Raw genomic sequence first — 18,164 nt, forward strand, 5'->3', positions numbered from 1 at the left:
CGCACAGACTATTAACGCCCGGCAATGAAAAAGGGAGATCCGCAGATCTCCCTTTTTTGTGTACCCGGTGTGATCAGTCGAAGATGCCGAAAGTCATGTAGCTGAACCACGAGCGGTCGTCGTTGTTGCCGGCGGCTTCGTGAGTTTCTTCGATCACTTCGCCGTTTTCGTCTTTTGGCTTGAGCTCGTTCGGGATCGCGTCTTTTGCATCCTGGAACTGCTTCTGCACGTCCTGGTTGGCGCGGGTTTCTCCCGGCGGCAGCGGCGGACGCGACTCGATCAGGCCCAAAGTCGCCTTGCTCAGGAACGAACGGTTGTCGGCTTCGGCGACCGATGGCACGAACTGACCGTCCTTCAGGCTCGGGTGGTTCGGGTAGTTGAGCTTCAGGGTTTCCAGGCTGGTGGCGGCCAGCTCGTCCAGGTGCAGACGCTGGTAAGCCTCGGTCATCACCGCCAGGCCGTCGCCGACCGATGGGGTTTCCTGGAAGTTTTCCACTACATAACGACCACGGTTGGCGGCGGCGACGTAGGCCTGACGGGTCAGGTAGTAGTCGGCTACGTGGATTTCGTAGGCCGCCAGCAGGTTGCGCAGGTAGATCATGCGCTGCTTGGCGTCCGGCGCGTAGCGGCTGTTCGGGTAGCGGCTGGTCAGCTGCGCGAACTCGTTGTACGAGTCGCGGGCAGCGCCCGGGTCACGCTTGGTCATGTCCAGCGGCAGGAAGCGCGCCAGCAGGCCGACGTCCTGGTCGAAAGAGGTCAGACCCTTGAGGTAATACGCGTAATCCACGTTCGGATGCTGCGGATGCAAACGAATGAAACGCTCGGCGGCGGACTTTGCAGCTTCCGGCTCGGCGTTCTTGTAGTTGGCGTAGATCAACTCCAGCTGTGCCTGATCGGCGTAGCGACCGAACGGATAACGCGACTCCAGGGCCTTCAGCTTGGCTGTGGCGCTGGTGTAGCTGTTGTTGTCCAGGTCAGTCTGAGCCTGTTGATACAGCTCGGCTTCGCTGAGGTTTTCGTCTACGACTTCCTTCGATGAGCAAGCAGCGGTCAATGCGAGGATGGCGATCAGCAGCAGGTGTTTCACTTGCATGGCGGCTTGCGTCCCTATGACGGCCGCTGTCTTGGGCGGGGCCGTCCTGTTATGATGAGCGCCCCGTTGAAAAGCCTCGGGGCAAAAGACGCCGTATTTAACCACAAGCGCGCAGCCGAAACCAAAGGCTGTGCCGACGCCCAGTCAGAGCATGTCCGATAAAATTGAACTTCGCGCAGAGGTGCCGTCCGATTTGGGCGGCCAACGCCTCGATCAAGTCGCCGCCCAACTCTTCGCTGAGCACTCACGCTCGCGCCTTTCCGCCTGGATCAAAGAAGGTCGCCTGACTGTGGACGGGGCGGTCATCCGCCCGCGCGACATCGTTCATGGCGGAGCCATCCTTGAGCTGACTGCCGAGCAGGAAGCCCAGGGCGAGTGGATCGCCCAGGACATCGAACTCGACATCGTCTATGAAGACGACGACATCCTGGTGATCAACAAGCCTGCGGGCCTGGTGGTGCACCCGGCTGCCGGCCACGCCGATGGCACCTTGCTCAACGCCTTGCTGCACCACGTGCCGGACATCATCAATGTCCCGCGCGCCGGTATCGTGCATCGCCTGGACAAGGACACCACCGGTCTGATGGTGGTGGCCAAGACCATTCAGGCGCAGACCAAGCTCGTTGCCCAGCTGCAAAGCCGCAGCGTCAGCCGGATCTACGAGTGCATCGTGATCGGTGTCGTGACCGCCGGGGGCAAGATTAACGCCCCGATCGGCCGTCACGGCCAGCAGCGCCAACGCATGGCAGTGATGGAAGGCGGCAAGCCGGCCGTCAGTCACTACCGCGTGCTGGAGCGTTTCCGTTCGCACACGCACGTGCGGGTCAAACTGGAAACCGGCCGGACTCACCAGATCCGTGTGCACATGTCGCACATCAACTTCCCGTTGGTCGGCGACCCGGCGTACGGCGGGCGTTTCCGTATTCCGCCTGCCGCGAACCCGACCATGGTCGAATCGCTCAAGCACTTCCCGCGTCAGGCATTGCACGCGCGCTTCCTTGAACTGGATCATCCGACCAGCGGTGAGCGCATGAGCTGGGAATCGCCGCTGCCGGAAGATTTCGTCTGGCTGCTGACCCTGCTCAAGCAGGATCGCGAGGCATTCGTCGGATGAACTGGCTGACGCCGGACTGGCCAGCGCCGGCCAGCGTCAGGGCCTGTGTCACCACCCGCGAGGGGGGTGTCAGCGAGGCACCGTTCGACAGCCTCAATCTGGGCGATCACGTCGATGATCGCCCGGAAGCAGTAGCCGAGAATCGTCGGCGTCTGACCGAACACTTCTCGATCAAGCCTGCCTGGTTGCAGCAAGTGCACGGAATTGACGTGGCTCATGCTGATCCGGGCGTGGTCGCCACCGCCGACGCCAGTTGGACGGCAACTCCCGGGGTTGCCTGCACGGCGATGACCGCGGATTGCCTGCCGGCATTGTTCTGCAACCGTGCCGGCACTCGCGTTGCGGCGGCTCATGCCGGCTGGCGCGGGTTGGCGGCGGGCGTACTTGAAGCCACCCTCGATCATCTCGACACCGCTGCGGCGGACGTGCTGGTCTGGCTCGGCCCTGCCATCGGGCCGAAAGCCTTCGAAGTCGGCCCGGAAGTACGCGAGGTCTTCGTCAGTCAATTGCCCGAAGCGGCAGCCGCCTTCGTGCCCAGCCACAATGCAGGCAAGTTCATGGCTGACATCTATCTGCTGGCGCGCCTGCGTCTGGCTGAACGCGGTGTCACCGCGGTTTATGGCGGCGGTTTCTGCACCGTGACCGACCCGCGCTTCTTTTCTTACCGCCGTGCGTCGCGCACAGGTCGGTTCGCCTCCTTAATCTGGCTCACCCGCTAGACTGACTGATCTGCATCAACTGTCCGCCGCTTGAATCTCCCAGAATCGACCACATCTACAGTGGTATCTGGCAGGTTTCTTTATTCAGGATGGTTTTTAGGTCCGGCCTGCTCAAAAGGAAGGTGACCCCATGCGTATAGACCGTTTAACCAGCAAACTTCAGTTGGCGTTGTCCGACGCCCAATCCCTGGCTGTCGGCCACGATCATCCGGCCATCGAGCCGGCGCACTTGATGCAAGCCATGCTTGAACAGCAGGGTGGTTCGATCAAACCCCTGTTGATGCAAGTCGGCTTCGACGTCAACAGCTTGCGTAAAGAGCTGACCAAAGAGCTCGACCAATTACCGAAAATCCAGAACCCGACCGGCGACGTGAACATGTCGCAGGACTTGGCGCGTCTGCTCAATCAGGCGGATCGTCTGGCCCAGCAGAAGGGCGACCAGTTCATTTCCAGTGAGCTGGTGCTGCTCGCCGCGATGGACGAGAACAGCAAGCTCGGCAAGTTGCTGCTCGGCCAGGGCGTGAGCAAGAAAGCCCTGGAAAACGCGATCAACAACCTGCGCGGTGGTGAGGCGGTGAATGACGCCAACCACGAAGAGTCGCGTCAGGCGCTGGATAAATACACCGTCGACCTGACCAAGCGTGCCGAAGAAGGCAAGCTCGATCCGGTGATCGGCCGTGACGACGAAATTCGCCGCACCATTCAGGTTCTGCAGCGCCGCACCAAGAACAACCCGGTGCTGATCGGTGAACCTGGTGTGGGTAAAACCGCGATTGCCGAAGGTCTGGCCCAGCGCATCATCAACGGTGAAGTGCCGGACGGCCTCAAGGGCAAACGTCTGCTGTCGCTGGACATGGGCGCGCTGATTGCCGGTGCCAAGTATCGCGGTGAGTTCGAAGAGCGCCTGAAAGCCCTGCTCAACGAGCTGTCGAAGCAGGAAGGGCAGATCATTCTGTTCATCGACGAACTGCACACCATGGTCGGCGCTGGCAAGGGCGAAGGCTCGATGGATGCCGGCAACATGCTCAAACCGGCACTGGCGCGCGGTGAACTGCACTGCGTCGGCGCAACCACGCTCAACGAGTACCGCCAATATATAGAGAAGGATGCGGCGCTTGAGCGGCGTTTCCAGAAAGTGCTGGTGGACGAGCCGAGCGAAGAAGACACCATCGCCATCCTGCGTGGCCTCAAGGAGCGTTATGAGGTTCACCATAAAGTGGCGATCACCGACGGCGCGATTATCGCCGCGGCCAAGCTCAGCCATCGTTACATCACTGACCGGCAACTGCCGGACAAGGCCATCGACCTGATCGACGAGGCCGCCAGCCGTATCCGCATGGAGATCGACTCCAAGCCGGAAGTGCTGGATCGTCTGGAGCGTCGCCTGATTCAGTTGAAGGTGGAGTCCCAGGCATTGAAGAAAGAAAGCGATGAAGCGGCGATGAAACGCCTGGAAAAACTCCAGGAAGAAATCGTCCGTCTCGAGCGTGAGTACTCGGATCTGGAAGAAATCTGGAACTCGGAAAAAGCCGAGGTACAGGGTTCGGCGCAGATTCAGCAAAAGATCGAGCAGTCGCGTCAGGAGCTGGAAGCGGCGCGCCGTAAAGGCGACCTCAACCGCATGGCCGAATTGCAGTACGGGGTGATCCCGGATCTGGAGCGCAGCCTGCAAATGGTCGACCAGCACGGCAAGAGCGAAAACCAGTTGCTGCGCAGCAAGGTGACCGAAGAGGAAATCGCCGAAGTCGTTTCGAAGTGGACCGGTATTCCGGTGTCGAAAATGCTCGAAGGCGAGCGCGACAAGCTGATGAAGATGGAAAGCCTGTTGCACCAGCGCGTGATCGGTCAGGACGAAGCGGTGGTTGCGGTCTCCAACGCGGTGCGCCGTTCGCGTGCCGGGCTGGCGGATCCGAATCGTCCAAGCGGCTCGTTCATGTTCCTCGGCCCGACCGGTGTCGGTAAAACCGAGCTGTGCAAGGCGCTGGCCGAATTCCTCTTTGATACTGAAGAGGCGATGGTGCGGATCGATATGTCCGAGTTCATGGAGAAACATTCCGTGGCACGGCTGATCGGCGCACCACCAGGCTATGTTGGCTACGAGGAGGGTGGTTACCTGACCGAAGCGGTGCGTCGCAAGCCTTACTCGGTGATCCTGCTGGATGAGGTCGAGAAGGCGCACCCGGATGTGTTCAACATCCTGCTGCAAGTGCTGGAGGACGGCCGTCTGACCGACAGTCACGGGCGCACGGTGGATTTCCGCAATACCGTGATCGTCATGACGTCGAACCTCGGTTCGTCGCAGATCCAGGAACTGGTCGGTGACCGTGAGGCCCAGCGTGCAGCGGTGATGGACGCGCTGACGTCGCACTTCCGTCCGGAGTTCATCAACCGGGTCGACGAAGTGGTGATTTTCGAGCCGCTGGCGCGGGATCAGATCGCGGGCATTACCGAGATCCAGCTGGGCCGTCTGCGCAGTCGTCTGGCCGAGCGCGAGCTGAAGCTGGAACTGAGTCCGGAAGCCATGGACAAGTTGATTGCCGTGGGTTACGACCCGGTGTATGGCGCACGTCCGCTCAAACGTGCGATCCAGCGCTGGATCGAAAACCCGTTGGCGCAGTTGATCCTGTCAGGGCATTTCCTGCCGGGCGATACGGCGACCGGCAAGGTCGTGAACGACGAAATCGTTTTCGACTGAGCGGCAAAGCCAATGAAATAAGGAAGGCCTCGCTTTGCGAGGCCTTTTTTTCGTTAGGCTGTTGAACTCTAAGGAAAAGGCTTGTAAAGTGCGCCCCGCAGTCAGTCACCCGCAGCATCTCAGCTCACTGAGCTGAAATCTGAAATAAGTTGCAAATCATTAACTTGAAAGCGATTTAGGGGGTTGACAGAGGTGTTCTAGGTTGTAGAATAGCGCGCCTCAGACACACGAACGCAGCGATGCGAACGACGTCTAAGAGCTGTAAGATTCACCGTTGTAAATTGAAATATGTAGTTCCGTGATAGCTCAGTCGGTAGAGCAAATGACTGTTAATCATTGGGTCCCAGGTTCGAGTCCTGGTCACGGAGCCAATTTCAAACCGGGGTATAGCGCAGTCCGGTAGCGCGCCTGCTTTGGGAGCAGGATGTCAGGAGTTCGAATCCCCTTACCCCGACCATTTTTGGGTCGTTAGCTCAGTTGGTAGAGCAGTTGGCTTTTAACCAATTGGTCGTAGGTTCGAATCCCACACGACCCACCATTTTTGAAACCAGGTAACACTGGGATCGAATCTTAAGATCAGAGGCCAAAAGCGCTGATCGAAGAAGGCGATCTTTGAAAGGTCGCCTTTTTTTTACCGGGGTATAGCGCAGTCCGGTAGCGCGCCTGCTTTGGGAGCAGGATGTCAGGAGTTCGAATCCCCTTACCCCGACCATATTGAAAATCCTCGTATCGAAAGATACGGGGATTTTTTTTGTCCTCGCGAAAGACAATTCCCTTCAAGTCATCGTACAACTTGCCGATAGCCCGCTAACGAGAGGGGACTGCCGCTGTTCGCCCCTTCAATCTGGCCAATACAAGAATAAGGGCGTCCTCATGTTGCTTCGTCAATTGAATATTGCTCCACGTGCCGCGCTGGGTTTTGCCCTGATCGCGGTACTGGTGGCGTTGCTTGGGGTATTTGCCTTGGGGCAGATGTCGAGCATCCGTGACAGTGAGGTCGCGGTAGAGAGCCAGTGGCTGCCGAGCATTCGCGGCGGCGACGAGATTCGTGAGTTGATGCTGCGGATCCGCACGATTTCCCTGCGCATGGCACTTGATCAGGATCCGAAGAACATTGCGACTTACCGCAGCCAGATGGACACTCGCGACAAGGAGCTGAGCGAGAAGATCGCCGCCTACGACAAACTGGTCACCACGCCGGAAGGCCAGCAGCTCTATGACCAGTTCAAAAAAACCTTTGCCGAGTATCGCACCGGTATCGCGCAATCCTTCACCCTGGCCGATCAAGGCCAGCGTGACGCACTGACCAAACTGCTGCTGATTGATATGAAAACCGTGGTCGACGGCTCCGGCAAGCAACTCAATGACCTGGCGGATCTGTTCGCCAGACAGGTGGCCGCTGAAAGCCAGAAATCCGCTGACCACTATCAGACCTCGCGCACCATCGTCAGTCTGTTCATCGCGCTGGCGGCGCTGGCCACGGTGGCCCTGGCCATGTTGCTCACCCGCAGCATCGTCCGTCCGCTGAGCAGCGCTGTCAGCGCTGCCGAAAGCGTGGCCCGGGGCGATCTGACCCGACCGATCGAAACCCACGGCAACGATGAGGTCAGTCGTTTGCTCAAGGCGCTGGCGACCATGCAGCAGAACCTGCGGGAAACGCTGCAAGGCATCAGCGGTTCGGCCACGCAACTGGCCACCGCTGCTGATGAGCTGAATGCGGTGACGCTCGGCAGCACACAAGGTCTGCAGCAGCAGAACAACGAAATCGAACAGGCCGCCACGGCGGTCAATGAAATGACCACGGCCGTTGAAGAAGTCGCGCGCAATGCCGTGTCGACGTCCGATGCCACCCGTCAATCCAGTGAGTCGGCGCAACGGGGACAGGCGCGGGTCAGCGACACCGCATCGGCCATCAATGCGCTGGCCAGCGACGTGCAGCACACCGGCGAGTTGGTGCAATCGCTGGCCAACCAGTCACAGGACATCGGCAAAGTGCTGGATGTGATCCGTGCCATTGCCGAGCAGACCAACCTGCTTGCGCTCAACGCCGCCATCGAGGCGGCCCGCGCAGGGGAGAGCGGACGAGGTTTTGCGGTGGTCGCCGATGAAGTGCGGGCGCTGGCCTATCGCACTCAGCAATCGACGCAGGAGATCGAGCAGATGGTGCAGGGCATGCGCAGTGGCTCAAGCCTGGCGCTGGATTCGATGCAGGCCAGCGCTGCACGGGCCACGACCACGCTGGCGTTGGCCGAGCGCGCCGGGGAGGCGCTGGAAACCATCACCGCGTCAGTGCATGAGATTCATGAGCGCAATCTGGTGATCGCCAGTGCCGCCGAAGAGCAGGCGCAAGTTGCGCGGGAAGTGGATCGTAACCTGGTGAACATTCGCGACCTGTCGGTCCGTTCGGCAGCGGGCGCCGATCAGACCAGCGCGTCGAGTCACGAACTGTCGCAACTGGCCAACGCGCTGCAAGGCATGGTGCGGCGCTTCCAGCTCTGATGAACAGAGATCGATTGTAGGAGTGAGCTGGATTTGTGAGCTGCGCAAAACAATGTGGGAGCGGGCTTGCCCGCGAAAGCGGTGTATCAGTCGACAGGAATGTTGAATGACACGACCTCTTCGCGAGCAAGCCCGCTCCCACCGTTTTAAATCAATGCAGCTTCAAGCGTGGCTCGGTACCGCGACCGATCTTGCTGCCCAGCATCAGCATCGCCGTGCGAAACGGCCCGTACAGCGCCATCTGGTGCATGCGGTACAGCGACACGTAGAACATCCGCGCGAGCCAGCCCTCGAGCATCACACTGCCGGTCAGGTTGCCCATCAAGTTACCCACAGCCGAGAAGCGCGACAGCGAAATCAGCGAGCCGTAGTCGGTGTATTTGTACTCCGGCAGGGTTTTGCCTTCGATGCGCAGCTTGAGCGACTTGGCCAGCAACGAAGCTTGTTGGTGCGCGGCTTGCGCACGCGGTGGCACGTTGCGATCCGAACCCGGTTGCGGGCACGCGGCGCAGTCACCGAAGGCGAAAATGTTTTCGTCGCGGGTGGTCTGCAACGTCGGCAGCACTTGCAGCTGATTGATACGGTTGGTTTCCAGACCGTCGATGTCCTTGAGGAAACCCGGCGCGCGAATCCCGGCAGCCCAGACTTTCAGGCTGGCCTTGATGACGTTGCCATCGGCGGTGATCAGGCTGTCGGCGGTCACTTCGCTGACCGAAGCGTTGGTCATCACATTGACCCCGAGTTTCTCCAGAGTCTTGTGCACCGGGCCGCTGATGCGCTCCGGCAGGGCTGGCAGCACCCGAGGGCCGGCTTCGATCAGGGTGATGTGCATGTTCTCCGGTTTGATCCGGTCCAGGCCGTATGCAGCCAGCTCATGCGCCGCGTTGTGCAGTTCTGCCGCCAGCTCGACGCCCGTGGCGCCGGCTCCGACGATCGCTACGCTGATCTGCTCGATCACATCGGTCTGCCCGGCATGCGCGCGCAGATAGTGGTTGAGCAGTTGCTGGTGAAAACGCTCGGCCTGTTTACGAGTGTCGAGGAACAGACAGTGCTGCGCCGCGCCCTGGGTACCGAAGTCGTTGGTGGTGCTGCCGACACTGATCACCAGCGAGTCGTAGGCCACTTCACGAGCCGGTACCAGTTCCACGCCGTTCTCGTCGTAGGTGGCTGCCAGCTGGATTTTCTTCTGCGCGCGATCAAGCCCGCTCATGCGCCCCAGCTGGAACTCGAAGTGGTTCCATTTCGCCTGAGCAACATAGTTGAGTTCGTCTTCGGAAGAGTTCAGCGATCCGGCGGCCACTTCATGCAGCAGTGGTTTCCAGATGTGCGTGAGGTTCGCGTCGACCAGCATCACACTGGCCGTGCCGCGCTTGCCCAGAGTCTTACCCAGACGGGTAGCCAGCTCCAGACCGCCGGCGCCGCCGCCGACAATAACAATACGATGGGACATAGGGATAACTCGCAAGGTTTTTAAAGGAAATCGGTGCGGTTACCCGAGCGAGCGCGAGGCAGCTCATAGCGTCAGGTAACTGATTAATCGGCTCAGCAAGCCCAGACCAATGGTCACTGCCAGCACCAGCACCAGAAGCATCCACGGCCGGAAAGGCCGGCGCTCGACACGGTGTTGGGACAACTGCAGGTACTCTTCGACATGCTTCTGGTCTTCGGGGTTCAGGCGGCTGGTCATAAAGGCCTCGTCAGGTAGACGTTGCTGAAGGTGGGGAAGCTACAGCGGTTTTTAACCCGGGTTGAATGCAGCATAGCCACTGGCCGGAACCGGTTCGACAGAAACACCGTCGTCGAGGCGAATGATCCCGCTTTGTAACACCCGCGCGGTAATTCCGCCATGCCCGCGCACCGCTTGAAAGGTGCCGGGGCCAAGGTTGTTTTGCAGGCGCGCGCAGGGCTGACACCAGCCGGTGGTCTCGAATATTGCCTGACCGATGCGAAAGCGCCGACCCTTGAGACTAAACAGATTGATACCGCTGATGACCAGATTGCGCCGCAGGTCTTCAGGCCTCACGGGTTGATCTTCAGGCCGGCCCATCAACGCGCTGATGACCGCCAGGTGTTCGAACTGAATCAACGTCACTTGCCGCGCATTGCGCACGCCGGGGCGGGCGTGGTCACCGGTCAATCCGGCTTCGAGCCGTGCCTCGACGGCGTCGAGCTCGATCATCGGGCCGCGAGACTCGGGGCGCACGCCGATCCAGCGTACGCGGCCAGTCTGCGGGACGTCGGCAATCAACTGCTGCAGCGGCGTCACAGGCTGATCCCGACATCGAAGACGATGCTGCGACCGAGGTTGCTGCGCAGAAAGTCCGGCGCATCGGGATGGGCGAACAGCACCCGGGCGAAGGTCGGGCCGACCAGCGACAGCGAGCGCCAACCCTGACGCAGATACTCGGTCGGCGGTGGAAAATGGCTGTTCAGGTCCAGCACCTCGCGCTTGAGGCTGGCGAAGGCAATGATGTCCAGTTCACCCAGATCCATACCGCGTTCTTTGTAGTTGTGCGCTTTTTTGCGCAAGGTCGGCGCCAGTCGCAGCAAGAACTCATTGGCCGGGATCCGCCGTGGCTTGGCTTCACGGCGCACCAGTTGGCTGAGGGAAAACGCACTGCGGCGACGTTGCAGTTCATCGCGCCATTCGTCGTTGAGTCGGCGGCCTTCATCGAGAACGAAGAACACTTCGAAATTGGCATCGCGAAACAGCACGTCCGGCGGCTCGCCGGCGGGGGCGAACTCATCGGCGCGGTAAGGGATGTTCAAGCCTTGCAGCAGGCGCTGGCAGACCCAACGCTCACGCTCCCATTTGCGGGCATTGGACAGGAACGCGTTGGCTTGCTCGGCCGCAATGGTCAGCAGGCGTAAGTAATCTGAGTCATCCATAGGCCCAAGCTTAGCGTTCAAATGCGACAAGCAGAAAGCTTTGCATCGGCTGATGCCCGGAAGAGGGCGGTGTAGACTCCGATGAAGGAATCAAACCCATGGAGAAGGTAAGGGATTCATGATCGGTGCAGAACTGCTGTCGTCGACGAGCCTGACACTTGGCTGGCTGATTTACCTGCCGGTGCTGGTCTGGGCGATCTGTCGTGCGCCGTGGGTCGAGTTGTTCACTGACAGTCGCCGCCAGCATCTGCTGTTCGGCACGGTGTTCGCCTTGTTTCTGCTGTGGATGGTGCGCAGGGATTTCGACACCGGGGTTTCTTATCACTTTATCGGCATGACCGCCGTGACGTTGCTGCTCGACTGGCCGCTGGCGATCATCGGCGGGCTGGTGGCGCAGTTGGGGCTGGTGTTGCTCGGGCGCCAGGATCTGGCGGCGGTCGGGGTCAACGGTACGTTGCTGATCCTGTTGCCGGTGTTGATCACCGAGTGCGTGGCGATCATCGTCGAGCGTGCCCAGCCGCGTAATCCGTTTGTGTACATCTTCTGTTCCGGGTTCTTTGCGGCGGCGTTGTCGGCGTTGCTGTGCCTGACATTGAGCCTGGGCCTGCTGTGGTACGACGGTCTGTTCGCCATGCCGGAATGGCTGGAAGACTTCATCGGCTACCTGTGGCTGCTGATTTTCCCCGAAGCCTTTATCAACGGCATGGTGATCAGTGCGCTGGTGGTGTTCAGCCCCGAGTGGCTGGAAACCTTCAACCGCACCCGCTACCTTTCGGCGCCCTGGAAGGACGACGACCCCAAGTCTTGATCCACATCAAACCCGCCACCCGCACGGCATTTCATGCTCGGCCAAATTCCTTCAGGAGCAGCGGCATGAGTGTTTACGAGTGGGCGAGGCAGGAGACACGGCAGAGTCTGGATATGGCGCTGGAGGTGGGTTTCGATCCGGGCCTGAGTTTGCGCGCCTTGCTCAGCGCGGTGGTGCAACAGAGCAAGACGGTGCGCAACGCCGAAGACCTGGCCGACGAGTTGCGCTTTCTCGCGGAAAACCTCGACGACGATCAGGACTACGGCTTCATGCGGCCCTGATCTCAGTGACGCGGGTCGAAATCGCCGGAGAACATTTCGTCTTCGGCATCCGGGGCGACCGGAATCTTGTGCTCTTCGGACGCCCAGGCGCCGAGGTCGATCAGCTTGCAGCGATCGGAGCAGAACGGACGGAATTTGTTCTCGGGGGTGAATTCCACGGGGGCGCCGCAGGTTGGGCATTCGACGGTTGTAGGGCTCATGACTGGCCTCCGGATAAAGTCAGGTAAAAGTGATGCAGACGCTCGACTTCGCTGTGCAGCCAGGCGAGGTCGCGGTCGTTGACCACGACATCGTCGGCGTGGCTCACGCGATCTTCGCGGCTCGACTGGGCCTTGAGGATCGCCTGGACCTGCTGTTCGCTGGTCTGGTCGCGCTGCAAGGTGCGTTCGATCTGCAGTTGTTGCGGGGCGTCGATCACCAGAATCCGCTGGGTCATCGCGTGTTGCCCGGATTCGATCAACAGCGGCGACACCAGAATCGCGTACGGCGATTTTGCCAGCGCCAGATGATGGGCGATTTCCTCGGCGATCAACGGATGCAGCAGGGCTTCGAGCCAGCGGCGTTCCTCCGGCACTTCAAAGATCAGCTGGCGCAGGGCGGCGCGGTTCAGCGTGCCGTCAGCCTGCAACACATCCGCGCCGAAGTGCTCGGCAATCTTTGCCAGTGCCGGACGTCCCGGCTCGACCACCCAGCGCGCCGCATGGTCGGCGTCGACCACATGGATTCCGAGATCGATGAAGTGCTGGGCCGCGGCGCTTTTACCGCTGCCGATGCCGCCGGTCAGGCCGAGAATCCAGGGTTTTTCCACAGGGGTATTCATTTCAAACCGACAAACTGCCAATAGAAGTCGGTTATTTGACCACCCCAGAGCAAGGCAATCCAGCCGGCAATTGCCAGATACGGGCCGAAGGGGATCGGCGTCGAGGTTTTCTGCTCGCGCAGACGCAACAGAATCACCCCGACAATCGCCCCCACCAGCGATGACAGCAGGATCGTCAGCGGCAGAATCTGCCAGCCACCCCAGGCCCCGAGCAGCGCCAGCAGCTTGAAATCGCCGTGGCCGATGCCGTCCTTGCCGGTCAGCAGTTTGAACAGCCAGAACACCGACCACAGCGCCATGTAACCGGCCACCGCGCCCCATAGCGCCGCGTTTAGCGAGACGAACAGCCCGAAACTGTTGACGATCAGCCCCAGCCACAACAACGGCAACACCAGCACATCGGGCAGCAGTTGATGTTCGGTGTCGATCAGACTCATCGCCAGCAGCCCCCAGGTGAGGACGATCAACAGACCGGCCGGCCAGCCGAACCCCAGATGCCAGGCGACGAATGCCGAGAGCAGGCCGCAGGCCAGTTCGGTCAGGGGATAACGTTTGCTGATGGGGGCGGCACACGCCGAACAGCGTCCGCGCAACAGCAGGTAGCTGAGCAGTGGAATGTTTTCCCACGCCCGAATCCGGTGGCCGCAGTGCGGGCACTGGGAGTGCGGCAGCATCAGGTTGTAGGTCGGCAGCGGCGTTTCGCTCGGCAGGCCAAGGACGTCCTGCGCCTGCTGGCGCCAATCGCGCTCGAGCATTTTCGGCAAACGCCAGACCAGCACGTTGAGAAAACTGCCGACCACCAGCCCCAGCAGCAGGGCGGCGAGTACGAAGGCCAGCGGATACAGACTGAAGAGTTCGTCGATAGGCATGTCAGATCGCTGAGCCAAGCTGGAAGATCGGCAGGTACATGGCCACGACCAGCCCGCCGACGATGACCCCGAGCACCACCATGATGAACGGCTCCATCAGGCTGGTGAGGTTGTCGACCATGTTATCCACTTCGTCCTCATAAAAACCGGCGACCTTGTCGAGCATGTCATCCAGTGCGCCCGACTCCTCACCGATGGCGGTCATCTGCACCGCCATGTTGGGGAAGATCCCGGTGCTGCGCATGGAAAAATTCAGCTGCATGCCGGTGGCGACGTCCTGGCGGATACGCAGCACGGCACGTTTGAACACCACGTTGCCGGTGGCGCCGGCCACCGAATCCAGTGCTTCCACCAGCGGTACGCCAGCGGCGAAGGTGGTCGACAGGGTGCGGGCGAATCGCGCCACCGCCGATTTGTACATCAGCGTGCCCACCAGCGGCAGCTTCAGCAGCCAGGTGTCTTTGCGGTCGCGCAAGGCCTGGGATTTCTTCAGCGCATGACGGATGCCGAACACCGCCGCAATCAGGGCGCCGAGCACTATCCACCACCATTGCTGCATGAACTCCGAAATGCTGATCACCATCAGGGTAAAGGCCGGCAGTTCAGCACCGAAACCGGAGAATACCGCCTGGAATTGCGGCACCACTTTCACCAGCAAAATCCCCGTGACCACCATCGCCACCAGTACCACGGCGGCGGGATAGGTCATGGCTTTCTTGATCTTGGCCTTGAGCGCTTCGCTTTTTTCCTTATAGGTCGCGACCCGTTCGAGCAACGTATCGAGGGCGCCGGATTGCTCGCCGGCATCCACCAGGTTGCAATACAACTCATCGAAATACTGCGGCTTCTTGCGCAGGGCCGCAGCAAAGCTGTTGCCTGCGGCCACTTCCTGCTTAACCTCGTCCACCAGTTTGCGCATCGCCGGGTTGTCGAAGCCTTCGCCAATGATGTCGAACGACTGCAACAGCGGTACGCCGGCCTTCATCATGGTCGCCATCTGCCGCGTGAATAGGGCGATGTCCTGGGCCTTGATGCGTTTGCCGAGGCTGAGCAAGGAGGTGGATTTCTTGCGCACCTTGCCTGGATTGATCCCTTGTTTGCGCAGCTGGGCCTTGATCAGCGCGGGGTTCTGCCCGCTCAACTCGCCCGTGACCTTGCTGCCTTTGCGATCCGTGCCTTCCCAGGCGTAGATGCTGATTTTCGCTGCCTTGACCGCCATGTTCAGTCCTTGGTGACCCGGTTGATTTCTTCCAGGCTGGTGATGCCTTGCATGGCCTTGTGCAGGCCCGAGGTGCGCAGGTCGTCGAAGCCGTCGCGACGCATCTGGCTGTCGATTTCCAGCGAATTGCCTTCGGCCATGATCAGCCGTTGCAGGTCAGGGGTGTTTTTCACCACTTCGTAAATCCCCACGCGTCCCTTGTAGCCGCCGTTGCAGAGGTCGCAACCGACCGGCTCATAGATCGTGAAACTGCCGATCTGTTCCGGCGGGAAACCTTCCTTGATCAGCGTTTCGCGGGGGATCTCGATCGGTTTCTTGCAGTGGCTGCACAGCTTGCGCGCCAGACGCTGGGCGATGATCAGGCTCACCGAGGTGGCGATGTTGAACCCGGGAATGCCCATGTTGTGCAGGCGGGTCAGGGTTTCGGCGGCGCTGTTGGTGTGCAGCGTGGACAGCACCAGGTGGCCGGTCTGCGCGGCCTTGATCGCGATTTCGGCGGTTTCCAGATCGCGGATTTCCCCGACCATGATCACGTCCGGGTCCTGCCGCAGAAACGAACGCAGGGCCTGGGCAAAATCCAGCCCTTGTTTGGGATTGACGTTGACCTGGTTGATGCCTTCCATGTTGATTTCCACCGGGTCTTCGGCGGTCGAAATGTTGATGTCGACGGTGTTGAGGATATTGAGGCCGGTGTACAGCGATACGGTTTTCCCCGACCCGGTAGGCCCGGTCACCAGAATCATCCCTTGGGGCTGCTTGAGCGCTGCCATGTACAGGTCTTTCTGCGCCGGCTCGTAACCCAACGCATCGATGCCGATCTGCGCGCTGGAGGGATCGAGAATCCGGATCACCACTTTTTCGCCCCACAGGGTCGGCAGGGTGTTGACCCGGAAGTCGATCGACTTGGTCTTCGACAGGCGCATCTTGATCCGCCCGTCCTGGGGTTTGCGGCGCTCCGAGATATCCAGGCTGGCCATGACTTTCAGGCGTGCGGCGATTCGCCCGGCCAACTGGATCGGCGGTTTGGCCACCTCGCGCAGGATGCCGTCGGTACGCACCCGCACCCGGAAGTTTTTTTCGTAGGGTTCGAAGTGCAGGTCCGACGAGCCACTTTTGATCGCGTCGAGCAGCATCTTGTGCACGAAACGTACGACCGGCGCGTCATCGGCGTCGAGCCCGCCGATGGCGTCCTGGCGGCTGTCGTCGACGGACTCGACATCCACGCCGTCGAGATCGACGTCGGCCATGTCTTCGAGGCCGCTGGTATGGGTGTCGAAGAATTTCTCGATGGCCTCGGTGAGCTTGTCGTCCTCCACCAGAATGGCTTCGGTGCTCAGCCCGGTGCTGAACTGAATGTCATTGATCGCCTGATGATTGCTCGGGTCGGAAATGCCCACGAACAGTTTGTTGCCACGGCGCCACAAGGGCAGGGCGTGGTGCTGGCGCACCAGTTTTTCACTGACCAGGCCTTTGGGCTGGGTTTCCTTGTCCAGGCAATTGAGGTCCATGAAGGCCATGCCGAAATGCTCGGAAGCGATCTCGGCGACCTGTGAGCTCTTCACCAGTTTGTTCTGCACCAGGTAACTGACCAGCGACAGCCGATTGCGCTGCGCCTGTTGCCAGGCCTGCTGGGCGCTTTTTTCCGTAAGCAGTTCGGCCTGTACCAATTGCTTGGCCAGACCGCTCAGAGCGATGTCATTCATGGGGATTCCGGATGCTGACAGTTCATGACTTATAGCCTAGTCAAGTGACAGCGCCAAACACGCCCGGTACAGGTGACAAAAAGTGTCAGATAGTGCGGTTACGGGTTGTAGGAAAGCGCGACACGGCCCCTTTATGCCGAGCGCACGGGGTCTGCAAGCGGTTGGCACGGCCTATGCTGAGCCCTTTGCAGATCATGAGATTCCGACTCATGCATGGAGAGCCTGTCTATGAACAACCAAAAAGGTTTCACTCTGATCGAGCTGCTGATCGTGGTGGCGATCATCGGGATTCTGGCGACCATCGCCCTGCCGCAATACTCCAAGTATCAGGCGCGTTCGAAGGTGACGGCAGGTCTGGCCGAAATCAGCGCGCTGAAGGTGCCGTTCGAGGACACCATTAATCAAGGTACCGATCCAACCCTGTTACTTGTGGCCGGTAGTGCCACAGCTACTACCTCCAACTGCACACTGGCGGCTTCGGGAACAGCTGCGACAGGTGCCGGCACCATTACCTGCACACTGGTCAACGCCCCGGGCCCGGTGCTGGGTAAAACCATCACCCTTACCCGCACGGGGGCTGCAACCGGCAACACCTCCGGCGTCTGGAGCTGTGCGTCGACCGTCAACCCGGACTACGCGCCTAAAGGTTGCGCGGGTACCGGTGCCTGATCTAGTCAGCAAACGGCCTGAGATGCCCCGCCATGCGGGGCATTTTTTTTGCCTTTTTGCGCTGGAAAAAAGCTTCAATAATTTCAGCGTGTTAGGAACTTTCCGAAAAGCCGCAACTTGCATGTCGATAATGCATGCGTCATGCAAATTGCATGATTCCGAAAATTTGACTAATTCATAACTAATTGATTTATAACGATTTATTGTCTTTCGAAAAGTTGGCACAGCCTTCGCAATATACCCAGTAACCCTGCTGACAAGACAACCAGCAGACTTTCCAGAAAAACAGGAGTTACTCGTATGAAGAAGTTCGCTATCACTGCCGCTGCTGCTACCGCGCTGACCCTGACCATGGCTTCCGGTGCTTTCGCACAAACCACCCAGGCTACTCAGGCTCCAATGACTCTGGCTGCTGGTGAAATGACCAAGGCTAAAGAAGCTACTTCCGATACCTGGATCACTACCAAAGTCAAAAGCGACCTGGTAACCGAAAAAGGCATTCCAGGCACTGACATCAAAGTTGAAACCAACAAAGGTGTTGTATCGCTGTCGTCGACTGTAGCCATCACCGAGGCTCAGAAAACCACGGCAGTGGCTATCGCCAAGAAAATCAAAGGCGTTAAAGCGGTCTCCGCTGACGGCCTGAAAGCCGAGTAAGGCATGACTTCTCGCCTGGACCGGGAGAAGGCGCGACAGACGGGCCGAGCAATACGTCTGACGCAACTTTAGAGTTCATGCGAACGGTCACACGGACGTGACCATTACGGGCCCCGGCACTTGTGTCGG

Annotated in this window: 18 protein-coding genes, 4 tRNA genes and 1 pseudogene; 13 read left to right on the forward strand and 10 right to left on the reverse strand. The window is 59.9% G+C overall.

Features of this window, described 5'->3' with window-relative positions; translation table 11 throughout:
- Window positions 1–73: 73 nt before the first annotated feature.
- Window positions 74–1,093 (reverse strand): outer membrane protein assembly factor BamD, encoded by a 1,020-nt coding sequence (locus JFU48_RS11665; RefSeq protein WP_003228317.1) that lies wholly within the window; start codon window positions 1,091–1,093, stop codon window positions 74–76.
- 151 nt (window positions 1,094–1,244) lie between these two features.
- Between JFU48_RS11665 and rluD the strand changes: the two genes are divergently transcribed.
- The 9 genes and pseudogenes from rluD to JFU48_RS29935 all read left to right on the forward strand — a co-directional run bounded on the left by rluD (window position 1,245) and on the right by JFU48_RS29935 (window position 8,120).
- Window positions 1,245–2,207: a 23S rRNA pseudouridine(1911/1915/1917) synthase RluD gene (gene rluD, locus JFU48_RS11670; protein ID WP_003228314.1), complete on the forward strand. Its 963-nt coding sequence runs from the start codon at window positions 1,245–1,247 to the stop codon at window positions 2,205–2,207.
- On the forward strand, window positions 2,204–2,926 hold the full coding sequence (gene pgeF / locus JFU48_RS11675) for a peptidoglycan editing factor PgeF (RefSeq protein ID WP_103521816.1): 723 nt from the start codon (window positions 2,204–2,206) through the stop codon (window positions 2,924–2,926). Before rluD ends, pgeF begins: the two co-directional genes overlap by 4 nt.
- 130 nt (window positions 2,927–3,056) lie before the next feature.
- Window positions 3,057–5,621: an ATP-dependent chaperone ClpB gene (gene clpB, locus JFU48_RS11680; RefSeq protein WP_201136558.1), complete on the forward strand. Its 2,565-nt coding sequence runs from the start codon at window positions 3,057–3,059 to the stop codon at window positions 5,619–5,621.
- A 295-nt stretch (window positions 5,622–5,916) separates the two neighbouring features.
- Window positions 5,917–5,992, forward strand: a tRNA-Asn gene (locus tag JFU48_RS11685).
- Window positions 5,993–6,001: 9 nt separating this feature from the next.
- A tRNA-Pro gene (locus JFU48_RS11690) sits at window positions 6,002–6,078 on the forward strand.
- Window positions 6,079–6,083: 5 nt separating this feature from the next.
- Window positions 6,084–6,159: transfer RNA gene (locus JFU48_RS11695), tRNA-Lys, on the forward strand.
- A gap of 97 nt (window positions 6,160–6,256) precedes the next feature.
- Window positions 6,257–6,333: transfer RNA gene (locus JFU48_RS11700), tRNA-Pro, on the forward strand.
- A 161-nt stretch (window positions 6,334–6,494) separates the two neighbouring features.
- Window positions 6,495–7,265, forward strand: a pseudogene (locus JFU48_RS29930) (MCP four helix bundle domain-containing protein); the annotation flags it as partial.
- Window positions 7,257–8,120 carry a methyl-accepting chemotaxis protein gene (locus JFU48_RS29935; RefSeq protein WP_446739774.1) on the forward strand — a complete coding sequence of 288 codons (864 nt, stop codon included), beginning with the start codon at window positions 7,257–7,259 and terminating at the stop codon, window positions 8,118–8,120. The pseudogene JFU48_RS29930 and the gene JFU48_RS29935, both read left to right, overlap by 9 nt.
- 151 nt (window positions 8,121–8,271) lie before the next feature.
- On the opposite strand, the gene JFU48_RS11710 is transcribed toward JFU48_RS29935, so the two are convergent.
- From JFU48_RS11710 to JFU48_RS11725, 4 genes are all read right to left on the reverse strand, one after another.
- Window positions 8,272–9,570: an NAD(P)/FAD-dependent oxidoreductase gene (locus JFU48_RS11710; RefSeq protein ID WP_003228306.1), complete on the reverse strand. Its 1,299-nt coding sequence runs from the start codon at window positions 9,568–9,570 to the stop codon at window positions 8,272–8,274.
- A gap of 63 nt (window positions 9,571–9,633) precedes the next feature.
- Window positions 9,634–9,807 (reverse strand): DUF3094 family protein, encoded by a 174-nt coding sequence (locus JFU48_RS11715; RefSeq protein ID WP_003228304.1) that lies wholly within the window; start codon window positions 9,805–9,807, stop codon window positions 9,634–9,636.
- A 51-nt stretch (window positions 9,808–9,858) separates the two neighbouring features.
- The gene (locus JFU48_RS11720; protein ID WP_003228303.1) at window positions 9,859–10,386 is read right to left on the reverse strand and encodes an MOSC domain-containing protein; all 528 of its coding nucleotides are present in this window, start codon (window positions 10,384–10,386) and stop codon (window positions 9,859–9,861) included.
- Window positions 10,383–11,009, reverse strand: a complete 627-nt coding sequence (locus JFU48_RS11725; RefSeq protein WP_003228301.1) for a DUF1780 domain-containing protein — start codon at window positions 11,007–11,009, stop codon at window positions 10,383–10,385. Before JFU48_RS11725 ends, JFU48_RS11720 begins: the two co-directional genes overlap by 4 nt.
- Before the next feature lie 118 nt (window positions 11,010–11,127).
- Here JFU48_RS11725 and JFU48_RS11730 point away from each other — a divergent pair, with 118 nt between their 5' ends.
- Both JFU48_RS11730 and JFU48_RS11735 read left to right on the forward strand, forming a co-directional pair.
- A complete protein-coding gene (locus JFU48_RS11730; protein WP_103484970.1) occupies window positions 11,128–11,817 on the forward strand; it encodes an energy-coupling factor ABC transporter permease in 690 nt (229 codons plus the stop codon).
- Between the two features lie 65 nt (window positions 11,818–11,882).
- On the forward strand, window positions 11,883–12,098 hold the full coding sequence (locus JFU48_RS11735) for a hypothetical protein (RefSeq protein WP_003228298.1): 216 nt from the start codon (window positions 11,883–11,885) through the stop codon (window positions 12,096–12,098).
- A 2-nt stretch (window positions 12,099–12,100) separates the two neighbouring features.
- Here JFU48_RS11735 and yacG read toward each other — a convergent pair whose 3' ends face one another.
- Genes yacG through pilB form a run of 5 tightly spaced genes read right to left on the reverse strand, consistent with a single transcriptional unit; the run spans window position 12,101 to window position 16,709 of the window.
- A complete protein-coding gene (yacG, locus tag JFU48_RS11740) occupies window positions 12,101–12,298 on the reverse strand; it encodes a DNA gyrase inhibitor YacG (RefSeq protein WP_003228296.1) in 198 nt (65 codons plus the stop codon).
- The gene (gene coaE, locus JFU48_RS11745) at window positions 12,295–12,918 is read right to left on the reverse strand and encodes a dephospho-CoA kinase (RefSeq protein WP_003228293.1); all 624 of its coding nucleotides are present in this window, start codon (window positions 12,916–12,918) and stop codon (window positions 12,295–12,297) included. Before coaE ends, yacG begins: the two co-directional genes overlap by 4 nt.
- Window positions 12,915–13,787 (reverse strand): prepilin peptidase, encoded by an 873-nt coding sequence (locus tag JFU48_RS11750; RefSeq protein WP_201136560.1) that lies wholly within the window; start codon window positions 13,785–13,787, stop codon window positions 12,915–12,917. The genes coaE and JFU48_RS11750 overlap by 4 nt, the downstream gene beginning before the upstream one ends.
- Window position 13,788: 1 nt before the next feature.
- The gene (locus tag JFU48_RS11755) at window positions 13,789–15,006 is read right to left on the reverse strand and encodes a type II secretion system F family protein (RefSeq protein WP_201136561.1); all 1,218 of its coding nucleotides are present in this window, start codon (window positions 15,004–15,006) and stop codon (window positions 13,789–13,791) included.
- A gap of 2 nt (window positions 15,007–15,008) precedes the next feature.
- On the reverse strand, window positions 15,009–16,709 hold the full coding sequence (pilB, locus tag JFU48_RS11760) for a type IV-A pilus assembly ATPase PilB (protein WP_103521946.1): 1,701 nt from the start codon (window positions 16,707–16,709) through the stop codon (window positions 15,009–15,011).
- Between the two features lie 228 nt (window positions 16,710–16,937).
- On the opposite strand from pilB, the gene JFU48_RS11765 reads away from it, so the two are divergent.
- Window positions 16,938–17,378 carry a pilin gene (locus tag JFU48_RS11765; RefSeq protein WP_003228285.1) on the forward strand — a complete coding sequence of 147 codons (441 nt, stop codon included), beginning with the start codon at window positions 16,938–16,940 and terminating at the stop codon, window positions 17,376–17,378.
- A gap of 300 nt (window positions 17,379–17,678) precedes the next feature.
- Complete coding sequence (locus JFU48_RS11770; protein ID WP_103484968.1) at window positions 17,679–18,035, forward strand: BON domain-containing protein; 357 nt, start codon at window positions 17,679–17,681, stop codon at window positions 18,033–18,035.
- The last annotated feature ends 129 nt before the right edge of the window (window positions 18,036–18,164 follow it).

This window comes from Pseudomonas sp. TH49, from assembly GCF_016650625.1.
Classification (GTDB): Bacteria; Pseudomonadota; Gammaproteobacteria; order Pseudomonadales; family Pseudomonadaceae; genus Aquipseudomonas; species Aquipseudomonas fluorescens_H.